This window comes from Nostoc sp. UHCC 0251 (genome assembly GCF_034932245.1).
In the GTDB taxonomy this organism is placed as follows: Bacteria; Cyanobacteriota; Cyanobacteriia; order Cyanobacteriales; family Nostocaceae; genus Nostoc.
Genome location: NZ_JAYGHD010000097.1, coordinates 1 through 15,038 on the forward strand (window position 1 = coordinate 1; position 15,038 = coordinate 15,038).

At 42.4% G+C, this 15,038-nt stretch carries 14 protein-coding genes; 7 read left to right on the forward strand and 7 right to left on the reverse strand.

Annotation, left to right across the window (positions count from 1 at the left end):
• Positions 1-128 precede the first annotated feature (128 nt).
• Positions 129-290 carry a hypothetical protein gene (locus tag VB740_RS13005; RefSeq protein WP_323200413.1) on the reverse strand — a complete coding sequence of 54 codons (162 nt, stop codon included), beginning with the start codon at positions 288-290 and terminating at the stop codon, positions 129-131.
• 486 nt (positions 291-776) lie between these two features.
• Here VB740_RS13005 and VB740_RS13010 point away from each other — a divergent pair, with 486 nt between their 5' ends.
• Positions 777-1,433: a DUF2301 domain-containing membrane protein gene (locus tag VB740_RS13010; protein ID WP_323200414.1), complete on the forward strand. Its 657-nt coding sequence runs from the start codon at positions 777-779 to the stop codon at positions 1,431-1,433.
• A gap of 158 nt (positions 1,434-1,591) precedes the next feature.
• Complete coding sequence (locus VB740_RS13015) at positions 1,592-2,122, forward strand: ElyC/SanA/YdcF family protein (RefSeq protein ID WP_323200415.1); 531 nt, start codon at positions 1,592-1,594, stop codon at positions 2,120-2,122.
• A gap of 147 nt (positions 2,123-2,269) precedes the next feature.
• Here the strand turns inward: VB740_RS13015 and VB740_RS13020 are convergent, their stop codons facing one another.
• A complete protein-coding gene (locus VB740_RS13020) occupies positions 2,270-3,349 on the reverse strand; it encodes an alpha/beta hydrolase (RefSeq protein ID WP_323200416.1) in 1,080 nt (359 codons plus the stop codon).
• A 271-nt stretch (positions 3,350-3,620) separates the two neighbouring features.
• On the opposite strand from VB740_RS13020, the gene dprA reads away from it, so the two are divergent.
• Positions 3,621-4,736 (forward strand): DNA-processing protein DprA, encoded by a 1,116-nt coding sequence (gene dprA / locus VB740_RS13025; protein ID WP_323200417.1) that lies wholly within the window; start codon positions 3,621-3,623, stop codon positions 4,734-4,736.
• A 116-nt stretch (positions 4,737-4,852) separates the two neighbouring features.
• Entirely contained in the window at positions 4,853-5,788 is a 936-nt protein-coding gene (locus VB740_RS13030) for a DNA-methyltransferase (RefSeq protein ID WP_323200418.1), read from the forward strand.
• Here the strand turns inward: VB740_RS13030 and VB740_RS13035 are convergent.
• The 5 genes from VB740_RS13035 to VB740_RS13055 form a co-directional block, all read right to left on the reverse strand.
• The gene (locus tag VB740_RS13035; protein ID WP_323200419.1) at positions 5,780-6,424 is read right to left on the reverse strand and encodes a hypothetical protein; all 645 of its coding nucleotides are present in this window, start codon (positions 6,422-6,424) and stop codon (positions 5,780-5,782) included. The two genes, VB740_RS13030 and VB740_RS13035, sit on opposite strands and share 9 nt — an antisense overlap.
• A 65-nt stretch (positions 6,425-6,489) precedes the next feature.
• Positions 6,490-8,055 (reverse strand): serine hydrolase, encoded by a 1,566-nt coding sequence (locus VB740_RS13040; protein WP_323200420.1) that lies wholly within the window; start codon positions 8,053-8,055, stop codon positions 6,490-6,492.
• A gap of 173 nt (positions 8,056-8,228) precedes the next feature.
• Complete coding sequence (locus VB740_RS13045; protein ID WP_323200421.1) at positions 8,229-8,969, reverse strand: RNA methyltransferase; 741 nt, start codon at positions 8,967-8,969, stop codon at positions 8,229-8,231.
• Positions 8,970-9,096: 127 nt separating this feature from the next.
• The gene (locus VB740_RS13050) at positions 9,097-9,492 is read right to left on the reverse strand and encodes an HNH endonuclease signature motif containing protein (RefSeq protein WP_323200422.1); all 396 of its coding nucleotides are present in this window, start codon (positions 9,490-9,492) and stop codon (positions 9,097-9,099) included.
• A gap of 2 nt (positions 9,493-9,494) precedes the next feature.
• Positions 9,495-9,836 carry a hypothetical protein gene (locus VB740_RS13055; protein ID WP_323200423.1) on the reverse strand — a complete coding sequence of 114 codons (342 nt, stop codon included), beginning with the start codon at positions 9,834-9,836 and terminating at the stop codon, positions 9,495-9,497.
• Positions 9,837-9,957: 121 nt separating this feature from the next.
• Here VB740_RS13055 and VB740_RS13060 point away from each other — a divergent pair, with 121 nt between their 5' ends.
• The 3 genes from VB740_RS13060 (at position 9,958) to VB740_RS13070 (ending at position 15,006) form a co-directional block, all read left to right on the forward strand.
• Positions 9,958-12,507 (forward strand): penicillin acylase family protein, encoded by a 2,550-nt coding sequence (locus tag VB740_RS13060; protein WP_323200424.1) that lies wholly within the window; start codon positions 9,958-9,960, stop codon positions 12,505-12,507.
• A gap of 309 nt (positions 12,508-12,816) precedes the next feature.
• Entirely contained in the window at positions 12,817-14,262 is a 1,446-nt protein-coding gene (locus tag VB740_RS13065) for an ATP-dependent DNA helicase RecQ (protein ID WP_323200425.1), read from the forward strand.
• A 186-nt stretch (positions 14,263-14,448) separates the two neighbouring features.
• Positions 14,449-15,006 carry a hypothetical protein gene (locus VB740_RS13070; RefSeq protein WP_323200426.1) on the forward strand — a complete coding sequence of 186 codons (558 nt, stop codon included), beginning with the start codon at positions 14,449-14,451 and terminating at the stop codon, positions 15,004-15,006.
• Positions 15,007-15,038: the final 32 nt, after the last annotated feature.

Below are 15,038 nucleotides of genomic sequence, written 5' to 3' on the forward strand. Positions count from 1 at the left end.
TAAAAAACAAAGGCAATAGTGACTATGTTGCAATTTAAATGCCGATTAGCTTATCCCTGCTTTCTGGTGCTGAACTATGCGTAGACGCTAAACCAAGGCATTATTGATAACACACATAATACAACAGTCTAATTGCGTTCGCTATTAACTTGAGTGGAAATTATTTTAAGCAATCGCATATCCTTGACAAAGAGCGATATCTGACGACAAACCGATAAAGCGTCTACAGTTTTGCAATTCTCTAGAGAAATGCGATCATTTACGGTGGGAGAAACAACGCCATTGCTCACTTTACCTTCCTATATCAACTAATATCAACTAATTATGGGGTTATCTGATGCCAAACCTCATACACACTACAATTAAAATTTGTCAATATATACTGTCTATAACTTAAAGTCTGATTTTAGAATCGAGTCCTCAGCTAAACTAGAGAATGTACTAACTATTGTTAATTACTAGTACACTGTGGCGGAAGTTTACCTACCTTTAATAAGGGGATTTTGCCCTTTGTTAGTATGGTTAATTGAGATGGTAGCTGGATTTACTAGCCCGTTTTACTAGTTGTTATGTCTTTCGCTCTCAAAGGAAATTTGGTCAAATGTTAGAGATAATTCGTCAACTACCACGTCTGTCAAGTCAACTGATACTACAAAAGTGGTTTAAAAGTTTAGGGATTGTGACACTAAGTTCGTCTGATTGCCCATAATAATAAAAGTAACCCTTCAGCAATTTCCTGTTGTACTCTATTAGTAATTCATAACTATATTTTAACTATGACTACGCAAACACTACCTCCACCAGAAGTCTATCAAGGTCAATTTGGAGAATTCACAATTACTCAGAGCGATCGCACTGGCGTAATTATCTACCGCACTGGGTTAATGGTATCAGCACTGAGCTTTGCCATAGGCAGCGCTTTGGTTTTGCTCAACAATAACCCGACTGTTTTTACCGCACTTACACCTCTATATACTTGTTTTAGTGTCGCTCTTGGTGTAAGTTTATTCACCATTCATATTTATATGGCATCGCTGCACCGAATATTGCAAATTTTTTGGGCAATGGGTAGTATAGCATCAGTCATTCTAGCAATCTCTAGTAATGAACCTTTAGCTCTCACTGTTTACAATCAGCCTGTTACCTTATTTGGAGTTGGTTTTATCTTTGTTGCTTTGACGGGGATTTATTTTAAAGAGGCTTTTTGCTTCAATCGCCTGGAAACCAAAATATTAACCCTAATAGTACCGCTACTATTGTTAGGACATTTGGTGGGAATTTTACCAACTCAGAGGGAAAGTGTTTTATTAGGAATTTGGGCAATGTTGTTTTTGGTGTTTGCCCTGCGAAAGACAGTGCAAGCAATTCCTGCCGATATTGGAGATAAGTCTGTATTTACTTACTTGAAAGAACAACGTTTAGCTAAGGTTTAATGCGGATAAAAAATCGTCGGTGTCAAAAATTTCCAAAAATCAAACTAATAAAACGCCAAGAAATGTGGACACTTACGGCTCAGGGGTGGGCGATTGCAATCGCTTCGATTGCTTATTTAATTTTTTTCATTATTACTAATGTACACTCATTTCTCGCCGTGACTTCCCCTATCAAATCAGCAGAAGTATTGGTTGTTGAAGGATGGCTACCAGATTATGCCATACAACAAGCTTTAACTGAATTTAAAAACGGTTCTTATCATCTAGTGATTACCACCGGAGGTTCAATAGAAAAAGGAAATTATCTTAGCGAATACAAAAACTTTGCAGAAGTATCAGCCGCCACCTTCAAGAAACTTGGTTTAGAATCAGAGAAGGTGGTAGCTGTTCCGACACCTGTAGTAATTAAGGATCGTAGTTATGCATCTGCTGCCGAATTTAATCGCTGGCTATCCGATTCAAATCTAAAGCTACAATCAATTAATGTTTTTTCTTTGGACGTTCACACCCGTAGGAGTTGGTTGCTGTTCAAAAAACTACTTACCCCTAATATTGAAGTTGGTGCGATTGCTGCCAAAACACAAGATTATGATCCGAACAAATGGTGGGATTATAGCCAAGGTGTACGGACAATTATTGATGAAGGCATCGCTTATATTTATGCGCGGTTTTTGAATTGGAGAGCCTAAAAGTGATAATTCGTAATTCGTAATGACGCTCGATGACTCGCTAACGTAATTCGTAATTTTAAGTCACGAATTACGAATTATACTAGATAAAAGGTAATTTCGGTGGGATCAAGTGCTTTTACTATAAGCAATTAGACAGGCATCATATTACTTTTCCAGGATTTGTAATAATGCTTGTCGGTAAATTTTAAGTCCTTCTGCGTTCAGATTATCACCATCGCTCGTCAAATTCTCTTTAAGAGCATTATTCTCATATAATGGTACTATTCCTGCCGCTGCAACTGGCACTTTTTCGATTTCAGCAACTTGATTAATCAAAGCATTAATCTGTTCAACTCTAGAAAGTGGGGCTGCTAAAGTTGGATCTGAGCTTGCCGCAACTGTTGAGTAAAAAGCCGGAATCAGAAAAATCTCTTTATTTCCCATTGTGCGGATAAGTGCGATCGCTTCTTGCAGATTTTTGGTAAATAACTCATCACTAATTCCATACCAAGCATCATTTCCACCCACGGCAATAATAGCTTTTTCGCATTTAACCTTAGCAGGAATTAAACTTTTGAGTTGTTCCAGCAATGAGATTGTACTCAAGCCATTTAACCCAAAATTAAAAGTACCTTCACCAAGAGTATTACCAAGCCCAGCCGAAATAGAATCGCCAAATAAGCAACCTGAAAACTGTTTATCTTGGGCGGCAAGTATTTGATATTGCAGTGCAATTTTTCCTAGGGGGGAAGAACTTACATTGTCTTTTGGAGGTGCATCAGCAGAACTAGAAGAGGAATTTGCCATGCCCACTAGCTTAGAAATTTTTGACACATCAACAACTAGTTGATTACTGGGATAGGCTGCTAGAAAGCTTACTAATCCTAGACCTTCTGGTGATTTTGATCCTATGATGATGGCAGATCGTAGAGCTGGTATACTAGCTTGATCACGACGGGCGATCGCTTGGGATGCAAAAGATAAAATTTGCTTGCCCATTCCTGTATTTAGCAGCTTATCTAAAGCCACAATATTAAGAGACATTTTTACCTGAAGAGCATCTTGGAACTTCTGTTTCTCCTTAGCACTGAGGTAATCTAAGAAAGATTGCAGATCGGCAGAAGCCTTTTGGTTATCGGCATAGTTGCGTATATCTGCCACAGGGATCGATTGCTCAAACAATCCGTATCTGACAGTAACTTTTTCGGCTGCCAAACTAGGCAATAAACCAATTCCACTGTGCAACAGTAAAAATATTAAGCACCCAGATAGGCTTATTAAAAGACGATAAAAATATTTCATCACAGAAGATCAGAATATAGATAGTCAATAGTTAATAGTTAAGAGTCAAGAGTCAAAAGTCAAGGGGAATTGGCAAAGAAGAAGCAGAAGTTTTTTGTAGAGACGGCGATTCATCGCGTCTCTTGCCTTAACCGAACAGCATTGCCCCCATCCCCACATTAACAGCCAACCCCAATTTGGGAATACTCAAACCAGTAGGCGTGAGGATGAAACCGTGGTAGAGGAAAGCGCATATTGGCTAGCTTGGGCGCAAATTTCGGGAATTGGCCCGGTATTACTGCGGCGACTGCAACAGCATTTTGGCACGTTGGCAACTGCTTGGAACGCTACTAAGCTAGAGTTGGGAGAAGTGGAGGGTTTTGGTTTTCAGACACTAGAAAAAGTAGTACAACAGCGATCGCGTTTGCACCCAGAACAACTATTCACCAAGCACCAGCAGGAAAATTCCCATTTCTGGACACCAGCAGATGCAGATTATCCCCGTTTATTGCTGGAAACTCCCAGTCCACCGCCGATTTTGTACTATCGCGGTGAAGTCGAACTCCCAGAAAATCTTGGACAAAAACCGATGGTTGGAATTGTCGGAACCCGCCAACCCTCAGAATACGGTATCCGTTGGACTCGCCAAATTAGTACAGCTTTGGCTAAAAATGGCTTTACAGTTGTTTCTGGGATGGCAGAGGGAATTGACACAGAAAGCCACATCGCCGCGATGAAAGCAGGTGGACGCACGATCGCAGTTTTAGGAACGGGTGTAGATGTAATTTATCCGCATAAAAATCGGGATTTGTACAAGCAGATTTTGACGGCTGGGTTAGTTGTGAGTGAGTACCCTACGAAAACCCCACCCGATCGTACTCACTTTCCCAAGCGCAATCGGATTATTGCAGGTTTAAGCCGCGCCATCCTCGTAATGGAAGCGCCGATAAAATCTGGTGCCCTAATTACTGCTACTTACGCAAATGAATTTGGTAGAGATGTTTATGCATTGCCTGGGAGAGTGGACGATTACCCATCTCAAGGGTGCTTAAAGTTACTGAGTCAAGGGGCTTCTTTCATTCTCAAGGAACTAGATGAACTTTTAACAATGCTGGGAGCAATACCACAAATTGATGGAGTCGAGGCTTCTACAGCACCAGAACAGTTAAGGCCAACTTTAGAGCCAGAATTGCAAACGGTAATGGATGCGTTCGCAAGTGAAGCTTTACCCTTCGATTTTATTGTCCAACAAACTGGCATGGCTGCTGGTTCAGTTTCCAGTGCGTTGTTACAGTTGGAACTTATGGGTTTCGTTTTACAACTGCCAGGAATGCGGTATCAAAAAAGTTAAGAATTAAAAGATAACAGTATAGTTTAGCTTTTTAACTTTGTTTTTAGCGATTTAATTAACAGATTTATGGGAATATAAAAATACAATTTTTATATAGAAACAAACTACTTAAAATCATGAACCAGTGGGCTTTTGAATACCAAGCAGAAAATATAGGTAAATCTATTATTTTGCACGCAGACTGTTTCGAGTGGCTGAGTAGAATACCAGAAAATAGTATTCATGCAGTAGTTACAGATCCACCTTACGGCGTAAAAGAATATGGTTTTGACCAGTTGCTAAAAAGAGCAAATGGAAGCGGAGGTATTTGGAGAATCCCACCATCATTTGATGGACATCAACGCGCACCCTTACCACGATTTACAGCACTTACTACCAAAGAACGTTTAGCCTTAAAAAATTTCTTTGTAGAATGGGCAAAATTAGTGGTACGTGTACTTCGCCCTGGTGGTCATGTTTTGATTGCAAGTAATGCATTTCTTTCCCAGTTAGTTTTCTCTGCTTTAGTTGAGGGTGGTTTAGAGTTTCGCGGGGAATTGATTCGGCTAGTGAGAACACTTCGTGGTGGCGATCGCCCAAAAAATGCCGAAGATGAATTTCCTAATGTGTCTTCCATGCTCAGAGGATGTTATGAGCCGTGGGGTATTTTACGAAAGCCTATACCAGTAGGGATGAAACTCAGCGAATGTCTGCGAGAATTTCAAACTGGAGGGTTAAGACGCAACAGAGATGGTACACCTTTGGGTGATGTTATTGCCAGCGAAAGGACACCTCAGAAGGAACGAGCTATTGCAAATCACCCAAGTCTTAAACCACAGTCTTTTTTACGTCAGGTCGTTTATGCTGCACTGCCTTTAGGCGAAGGTATAATTGCTGATACTTTTATGGGTTCTGGTTCGACAGTTGCAGCGGCGGAAGCTGTTGGTGTTTGCTGCATTGGTATTGAGCATAATTTAGATTATTACGAGATGAGTTGCACCGCTATTCCTAAGTTGATAACTTTAGAAACCCCTTCCCAAAAGATTACAGACTTGCAACTAACGCTATGGTAGATTGGGGATTTTATAAATCCAGTTGGACATCATTTTTTGATATCCAGATTTAGTAACACTAGCAGTTATTGTTCTGCGACTAATTTCAGAACGTCCAGAGAATGACCAATCATTTTTTGTAAGGCTAGCACCAACAACCTTGATAAAACGAAAGGGCTTTGGCTGAATACCTTGAACAGCATCACTAGGACGGTTGCTATCAAAAACAAATATCATCAGCCAAGTATCTTCGGGATTATGGCCCTGCCATCCACTCTGATAACGAGAAGCTTTTACTTCGATACCAATATGAGAATGCTGTACAGAGTTTTTAGGAAACATCCCAGCAGGGATTAAATCAGGATGCCCGTTATGATATTGATTTTTGACCAGGCTAGAGCAGTATTTTGGAATATTTGAAATCATAAATTCTCCAACCATGCTGCTAAAGTTGGCTGGCATCAGCATTACCTCAAGACGCTCCATTTCTTTACTGTAAAGCTGTTGATTTATAAAGCCTAAAAACTCTATAAAATTATTCATAGCCAAAACAATGTGTTCAATTGTACAGCCGTATGGCAGGGTCGCATTAAGATTAAAACCTTTACTCTCAATGGGGTGAGGTTGACAGGCAATTAGCTCTAGTTGGCCGCTCATCTATGAGGGGGGATGGATGTCATAAACAATACAAAATAATACAAAATTCAAAAATCCCAAATTAATTATCTTGGGGGATAATACTGTGGATTCATAACTGGAGATTGATAACCATTTGGGGCTACTGGACTTCCCATACCGTTGGGTATAGGACTGACAACAGGAGGCTGATAAACATTCATAGGTACAGTGCCTGTTGTATTGTTTGGTAAAGTCACACCCTGAGGCTGATAACCGTTTGCAGGTGTAGCGCTTGTACTATTGGGTGTAACAGCATTTTGGCTAAACTCTTCGTAGGCAGCACGAGAAATTGAGCTAATCAATTTTTCGGCGCGAGGGTCATTATTGGGGCGTTGTACCATAACAGCGGCTACGTAGCGCTTGCCAGTTGGAACAATAATTAAACCTGCATCTGCCAGCATAGTACCAATATCGCCCGTTTTGTGGTATACTCTAGCGTTTGTTCCCAAACCTGATGGTAGTAGAGTGTTTCTCTGAGTGCGACGCAAGATATCGAGCATTAAATCGCGTGATGGCATACTCACTAAACTTCCCTGACTCACAATAGCCATCAAATTCCCCAATTCTTTGGGACTAGTAGTGTTCGTCCCTTGCAAATCTGGGAGTTGATTACGAATTGTTGTCGTTGTCAATCCCCAGTTTCGGAAACGCTGGTTTAAAGCCTCTATTCCTCCCAGCCGGGAAATCAGCATATTTGTCGCCGTGTTGTCGCTGATTGTAACCATTTTAGTGGCGACTTCCAGAGCGGCGTACTGAGTTCCGGCTGGTTTGTATTGCATATCTCCAGAACCGCCAGCAACCATATTCTGTTGCATGGTCAGCATTTCATCCAGGCGAATTTTCCCTGCGTCCACATCCTGGAAAAAGGCAATTAAAATCGGCACCTTAATTGTGCTAGCCGCCGGAAAACTGGTAGAGCCATTGACATCTACATAATTACCAGTATCTAAATCTACTATAAAAACTCCCGGTGTAAGATTTGGATTGGTCGCCGCCAAATTTTGTACGGCATTTTTCAAAGGGCTAATTTCCTGGGATAAATACATACTCGAAGCTGCAACTGGGGGAGTTTGGGTAGGTTGCGGCTGCGATCGCGCTACATTCGCCATATTACTATTAGATTGCGGCGCAGAAGTTGTGCTGATGCGATTAGCCGGGTCTAATACTGACAATGCCGTGCCAACAATTGCACCCATGCCAACGCCCACAATCAACAATCGCACAACATACAACAAGGTTTTGGCCATTGGCTTTAACCGCGTCTTCCGTGATGAACGCCTGCCTATTTTTGGCTTTTCCATCCGCACTGTTTTCACCATCACAGCACCTGGTCGAAAGGGAGGAATTTTTCCCTTCTCAGTAGGTATTGATTTTACTGCCGTTGGCATGACCAGCCCCGATTTTACCCTACGTGTAGCGCCAGGGGTTGGGGGAGGACTGATGCGATTTTTTGGGCGTGCTAACGCCGTTTCTCTGCCAGTGGCACCTTGCTGCTGCTGGCTCTTTTTCACTTTCTTCTGCGCCACTTTTTGAACCTTTTGTGGACGCTGGCGGCCATTTAAGGGTTGACGCCGCGAGAAAGCTGTTAGTTCGTCACTTGACTCTGACACAGTTACTCCTTGTGACCCACTTGACTGTTTTCTTGCAGACTCCTAACCCAAAACTTAATCTTTAAGCAATATTAATACTCAAATTCCACTTTGCCACTAAGTAGCATTTTTGTGTTTAGTTTAAGCCTTATTAAATATTTTGGGGGATGATTGCGTACATATTAAACGAATAATTACAATTTTTCACCATCCCTCTGATTTTTAAGGGCCCATTCTACTTGCTGTAAAATTCCTCGCAGCATGTATACTTCCCCTGTTTTCAGATGAGCGCGATTATATAGTTGGCGGAATTTTTCCATGCGACTGGCTGCCGTATGGGGATAGACATAACCAATTTTTAATAATAATGATTCTAATTGCTGGTAGTATCCTTCTACAACATCTAAGGGTGCAAGTTCAGTTTGGATTGAGGTTTGAGTTTTAGGTTGCTGGGCACATTGTGACAATTCATAACAACAGATTGCTACGGCGGTAGCCAAATTTAGGGCTACATAATCTGGACTTGTGGGAATGCCAACAAATCTCTGGGCATAATTTAATTCTTCATTGCTTAATCCGCGGTCTTCCCTGCCAAAAATTAGTGCTGCGGGTTCTTCTGGTTCCTCCAGTAGCCAGGGTAGTGCAGTGCGGGGGTTTTCTAAAGGTGTTTCTAAACTACGAACCCGACCAGTAGTAGCGATCGCTCGTACACATCCATGCAATGCTTCTGGTAATGTCGGTACTAATACCGCAGATTCTATAATTTCCTGAGCATGAACAGCCATCATCAAAGCTTCCGTCGATAGCGGATCGCATTGGGGGTTCACTAATACTAAATTATATAGCCCGAAGTTTTTCATTACCCTGGCGATCGCGCCGATATTTATCGGCCCAGCTGGTTCTACCAACACAATTCTTAATCCAGCCAAGCCCATTTTCTGCCTCCTGCGATCGCACCAGATAATACTTACAGGCTATTTTTCAGCATTGTGGTTCTGCTGAAGAGTTCCCTTGAAATCATTTTAGCTGTGTAAGTGAATGCCTGCGTCATGTCTGAAGAGATCAGCGCATTCTCCGCCGTTCAGCTACTCGTTCGTCGCTATTTATTTGTAGTAATCTAATTGTTGTACGTCCTGGAGGCGTTAATCCTACCAGATCCAGTTCTAAAAAGGTGAAATGTTCAGCCCATTTCTGGGTGCGTGGGTTGAAGAGAAAACTAAAAGCCCCTGTTTCTGGATCAAACGATCCTAAGTCAGTACCTTTATGACGATTACATCGCCAGCAGGTGAGGGCTAAATTATCAGCATTTGTTTCACCGCCATGCTTTTGGGCAATAACATGATCAATTTCATGGGAAAAAAAAGCAACTCCTGCGGGTAACTGGCAATATTCACATCTGTAGTTTGCGCGTTCTTCTACTAGTCGGCGAAGAACAACTGGAATATAGGTTACACTCACGGTCAACTGGTCAAATAAGATAAGTTACCTGCTTTAATCATCACAACTAAGTGTTCAATACGTTCATACTCATCTAGTTCTTTCAACTCTGTGGGTGTGAGTTCACCTGCGTTACTGCGTGCTAGCAAAGTACGCAACCGTTCTTGCATTTCGGGAGTGGGTTTAAATTCAGCAATTTGTTCAGGAGTGGGGTTGCTGGCCAAAAAATCGAGGATATATCGGTAAACTTGTGCTGGTACAGCTGGTTGTTGGAGGCTCAAAGCAAGCAATTCAGGTAAGCGATCGCCTACTTGTGCTAGTTGCTGAGATAATTCTTCTGATACTTCCAGGGTAATTCTCGGCATAGTGGGCTTTCCTGAAGTGTGACCTTCTTCCCATTGTAAAGGTGGTAGAACAGGCATCAAATCAATGTTGTTCGCTCTACTGTAATATCAACCTTGTAACATCGCGTAATTTCACTAAACAATGCCACGGCAAGCCCAAATAAAAAGCTTCGGGAAACGTTGGTTTCTCAAGATTTTCAAAAAAACTTTGATTGTGCTGTTAATACTGGGGCTATTGTTAGTGGGATTCGCCACTTATACTGTGCGTCAATCCTTTGCTCAAGAGAGTGGCACAATTCAACTACCTGAACTCAAAGCTGAAGTAACCGTCCAGCGCGATAAATGGGGAATTCCCCATATTTATGCTGCAAACTCCCACGATTTATTCATGGCGCAAGGTTATATCCACGCCCAAGACCGCTTTTGGCAAATGGATTTTTGGCGACACATCGGTTCTGGGCGACTGTCAGAAATGTTTGGTTCTTCTCAGGTTGACACTGATAAATATCTGCGGACTATGGGTTGGGCAAGGGTGGCGCAGCAAGAAATTCAGGAAATGAATGCAGAGATGAAGGCATACCTGGAAGCTTATGCAGATGGTGTAAATGCTTATCTGGCAGAGCATCAAGGCAGCGCTCTGAGCCTAGAATACGCTGTGCTAAAATTTCTCAATCCTGGATATCAGCCAGAACCTTGGCAAATACTGCATTCCCTGACTTGGGGAAAAGTAATGGCTTATGACTTGGGCAGAAATTTCCAGAGTGAAATTGAACGTGCCATCCTGCTCAAAACCCTTAGCCCTACTCAAGTAGAGGAACTTTTTCCACCATACCCTGAAGACTTGCCAGTGATTTTACCTGAGTTCCAGGGAGGGGAGGCAGGGGAGGCAGGGGAGGCAGAGGAGGCAGGGGGAGGAAATAATGTTGAGGTGCTTTTTAATTCTCCAGATGTCTTCTCTGCTTTAGAGGGAATTAATAAGCCGATGATGGCTTTGGAACAACTTATAGGGCCCACAGGGATAGGTATTGGCTCGAATAACTGGGTGATATCTGGTCAGCGGACGGCTACAGGTAAGCCAATTTTGGCGAATGACCCCCATTTAGGTGTGCAAATACCTTCTATCTGGTATGAGGTTGGTTTGCACTGTACGCCCAAGAGTGCAGAATGTCCTTACAACGTTACTGGCTTTTCTTTTGCGGGAATGATTGGGGTAATTATCGGTCATAGCGATCGCATTGCCTGGGGTGTTACCAATGTACAATCAGACGTGATGGATTTATACATCGAGAAAATCAACCCGAAAAACCCCAACCAGTATGAGGTAAATGGCAAATGGGTTGATATGCAACTTGTAAAAGAAACGATTCAAGTCGCGGGAAGTCAGCCGATTGTCCAAACGGTGCGTTATACCCGACATGGGCCGATTCTCTCTGATGTTTCGCCTAATCTGAACGAGTTCAAACCCAGTCAGTCTATAGAATTACCGCAAAACTACGCCGTAGCCCTGCGCTGGACTGCTCTAGCACCTTCCAAACTAGCGTATGCTATTCCCCAAATTAATCGCGCCCAAAATTGGCAGGAATTTCGCACTGCTGCCAGTAACTATGATGTCCCTGCTCAAAACTTCGTCTACGCTGACATTGATGGCAATATTGGCTACCAAATGCCTGGTAAATTCCCCATCCGAGCCAAAGGAGATGGGCGTTATCCCGTTCCTGGTTGGACGGATGAATATGAATGGCAAAGCTATATTGACTTTGAGCAGTTACCCAAAAGTTTTAATCCATCCCAAGGTTATATTGCTACTGCCAATAATTTAGTTATGCGTGAATATCCTTACCTGATTACCGCAGACTGGGTTTATGGCTATCGGGCACAGCGCATCGTTGAGATGATTTCACAACAAACCGAAGCGATTTCCTTAAAAGATGTGCAACAGATACAGGGTGACGATCGCAATCTCAATGCACAAACACTAGTACCACTACTGCAATCTATCACAGTTAATACCCCCCGCCTGCAAGCAGCCCAAAAACTACTGCGAAATTGGAATTTGCAGTTGGGAATGACATCGCCTGCTGCTGCCTTATTTGAAGTATTTTGGAAATACTTGCTAGCAGATACGTTTCACGATCAGTTGCCTGAAAAGTACTTTCCTGATGGCGGCGATCGCTGGTATGCTGTGGTAGCAAATTTAGTTAAACAGCCTAATAGTTCTTGGTGGGATAATCGCAACACCCCAAAAGTTGAGAACCGCGACCAAATCCTCCGGCAATCCTTTACAAAAGCCGTGGATGAACTAGAACGAATTCAAAGCAAAGACCCGAAAAACTGGAATTGGGGCAAGCTGCATACTGTTACTTTTAAAAACGCCACCTTGGGTAAATCTGGAGTTGCACCGATTGAAGCTTTATTTAATCGTGGTGCATTTGCCACGGCTGGTAATGGCGAAACAGTCAATGCTAACCGCTGGAGAGCAAATAAATCCTTTGAAGTGACTGATATTCCTTCACTGCGGATGATTGTAGATTTAGGAAATTTGAATAATTCAGTAGCTATTCATACTCCTGGACAATCAGGACATGCTTTCCATACCCACTACAACGATATGGTTGACCCCTGGCGCAAAATTGAATACCACCCCATGCTTACAGTTAGTACTGCTGGGACATTGAAGTTAGTTCCTAAATAATCAACGTAAAATTCATGTCCCGCAAGGAACTGAAGTTCCTTGCTAATAGCAAAACTCATCTAAAGATGACTAAATATACCCAAAATCTTTAGTCTACTTCAGTAGACTTTAGCTATTAGCCTGGAACTAAAGTTCCAGGCGGGTGAGTCAGCCAACAGTTAAGCTATTTCTAGTTTTTATAAAAATCAGTTCTAATTCCTTCTTACAATCAGTAGATTACAACCTGAGATGATGAAATTACTGAACCATTAACTGGATGACAGAGGCTATATTCAGTTTTCAAAGATATAAGTGTATCTACTATTGATTATGAATCAGCCCACAATAAAATCCTGGCAAGAAGTTCTGGCTACATTTAAAAAAATCTGGGGTTATGAAGATTTTCGCCCGCCACAAGGAGAAATTGTCAGGAGTTTATTGGCACAAAAAGATGCACTGATTATTATGCCCACAGGTGGCGGAAAGTCAATTTGTTTTCAACTTCCCGCGCTACTACAAACAGGATTAACTTTGGTAGTTTCGCCCTTGGTAGCGTTGATGGAAAATCAAGTTCAGGAACTTCTACAAAGCAATCAAAAAGCTGCACTTTTGCATAGTGAATTACCTTCATCTCAACGCCGTGCAACTCTGCAAGCTTTAGAACGTCAACAGCTAAGATTGCTTTATTTATCCCCAGAAACTTTGCTAAGTGCGCCAGTCTGGGAAAGATTATGTCACCCGCAATTGCAAATTAATGGCTTAATTTTGGACGAAGCTCATTGTTTAGTGCAGTGGGGAGACACGTTTCGCCCAGCTTATCGCAGATTAGGGGCAGTGCGTCCGGCATTGCTAAAATCAAAATCACCAGGAACAAAAATCAGCATCGCCGCTTTTACTGCGACTGCTGACCCCTCAGCCCAAAAGATTATTCAAACAGTTTTACAATTACAGCAACCAGAGATTTTCCGGTTGAATCCCTACCGTCCGAATTTGCATCCCAGTGTTCGCATCGCTTGGACACCACGAGGTAGAAAACAACAATTATTAAAGTTTATTCAAAATAGACCGCAACAATCGGGGTTAGTTTATGTTCGCACCAGGAGAGATAGCGAAGATTTAGCCCAATGGTTAGCAGAGATGGGTTACGCAACAGCTAGTTATCATGCGGGATTGGGCGCAACAGAACGCCGTGAAGTAGAAGCAAGCTGGTTAAGTGGCAAAATTCCCTTTGTTGTGTGTACCTGTGCGTTTGGCATGGGGATTAATAAAAGCAATGTCCGGTGGGTGGCACATTTTCACGCACCACATTTGTTATCTGAATATGTGCAAGAAATTGGCCGCGCTGGCAGGGATGGAAAACCAGCAGAAGCGTTGACATTGGTAAGTGAACCTACGGGGTGGTTAGATCCAGAGGATAAGCAAAGACAGGAGTTTTTTCAAGAAAAAATGCGATCGCAACAGCAAATAGCGCAGCAACTTGTGAAAAAATTACCAAAACAGGGAGAAGTGAATGCAGTAACCCGACAATTTCCTGAAGGTGCTACGGCGCTAGCTTTACTCCACAGCAACGGTCAGCTAAACTGGCTTGATCCTTTTCATTACACCATTGCTCAAAAACCGGGAAATCAGCCAGCGACGCAATTACACGCTGCTAAACAGATGCATCAATATTTAACAACTAAGCAGTGTCGTTGGCAGTTTTTGTTAAATGCCTTTGGTTTTGACAAAGAAGCTGCTAACTTGCGTTGCGGACATTGCGACAATTGCCGTCAATGAGTATCAAAGACTCATTCACGAATATCAAAGACTCATCGCCGAGAATAATTGATGAGTAAATTCTTTGTAGAGACGGCGATTTATCGCGTCTCTCTAACATGCTACCTATTCTAGGTTCACCCAATAGGATGAATTGTCATTTTCATAACCAAGTGAGAATAAGGTAGTTAAGTAGAGGATAAAAATATGTCATCTGCTCAAGCGCCCTCCCTACCACCGCTAATTCCGCGCGAAATTCTGTTTGGGAATCCTGAAAAAACTAGCCCACAGCTCTCCCCTGATGGCAAGTACTTGGCATATATCGCCCCTGATGAGAAAAATGTCTTGCAGGTATGGTTGCGAACTGTAGGACAAGAAGACGACCAGATACTAACTGCCGACAAAAAGCGCGGTATCCGCATTTTCTTCTGGACTTATAACGCCGACCAGTTGATTTATATGCAGGACTCGGATGGCGACGAGAACTTTCACCTCCACTTGGTTAATATTCACTCTAAAATTGTGCGTGACTTAACGCCATTCCAGGGTGTAAAAGCCGAACTCGTGGAACTGGAACCCAAATTTCCAGATCAAGTGCTGGTAGCTTTGAACTTAAACAATCCCCAAAAGTTTGACGTTTACCGCATCAACCTAAAAAATGGTGCGGTTGAGTTCGACACTGACAACCCCGGTAATATTATCAGTTGGACATCTGACGCTGATTTCCAAGTACGTGCAGCAATAGCTAGAGAGCCAGTCCAGTAGAAGGCATTGACAAATTAAGCAGATTGTGAGCT

Coding starts and splice junctions, on each gene's coding strand:
- VB740_RS13045 (WP_323200421.1), bottom strand. CDS start 8,969: ATGGGCTTGGCTGGATTAAGAATTGTGTTGGTAGAACCAGCTGGGCCG.
- VB740_RS13030 (WP_323200418.1), top strand. CDS start 4,853: ATGAACCAGTGGGCTTTTGAATACCAAGCAGAAAATATAGGTAAATCT.
- VB740_RS13060 (WP_323200424.1), top strand. CDS start 9,958: ATGCCACGGCAAGCCCAAATAAAAAGCTTCGGGAAACGTTGGTTTCTC.
- VB740_RS13065 (WP_323200425.1), top strand. CDS start 12,817: ATGAATCAGCCCACAATAAAATCCTGGCAAGAAGTTCTGGCTACATTT.
- VB740_RS13010 (WP_323200414.1), top strand. CDS start 777: ATGACTACGCAAACACTACCTCCACCAGAAGTCTATCAAGGTCAATTT.
- VB740_RS13035 (WP_323200419.1), bottom strand. CDS start 6,424: ATGAGCGGCCAACTAGAGCTAATTGCCTGTCAACCTCACCCCATTGAG.
- VB740_RS13070 (WP_323200426.1), top strand. CDS start 14,449: ATGTCATCTGCTCAAGCGCCCTCCCTACCACCGCTAATTCCGCGCGAA.
- VB740_RS13055 (WP_323200423.1), bottom strand. CDS start 9,836: ATGCCGAGAATTACCCTGGAAGTATCAGAAGAATTATCTCAGCAACTA.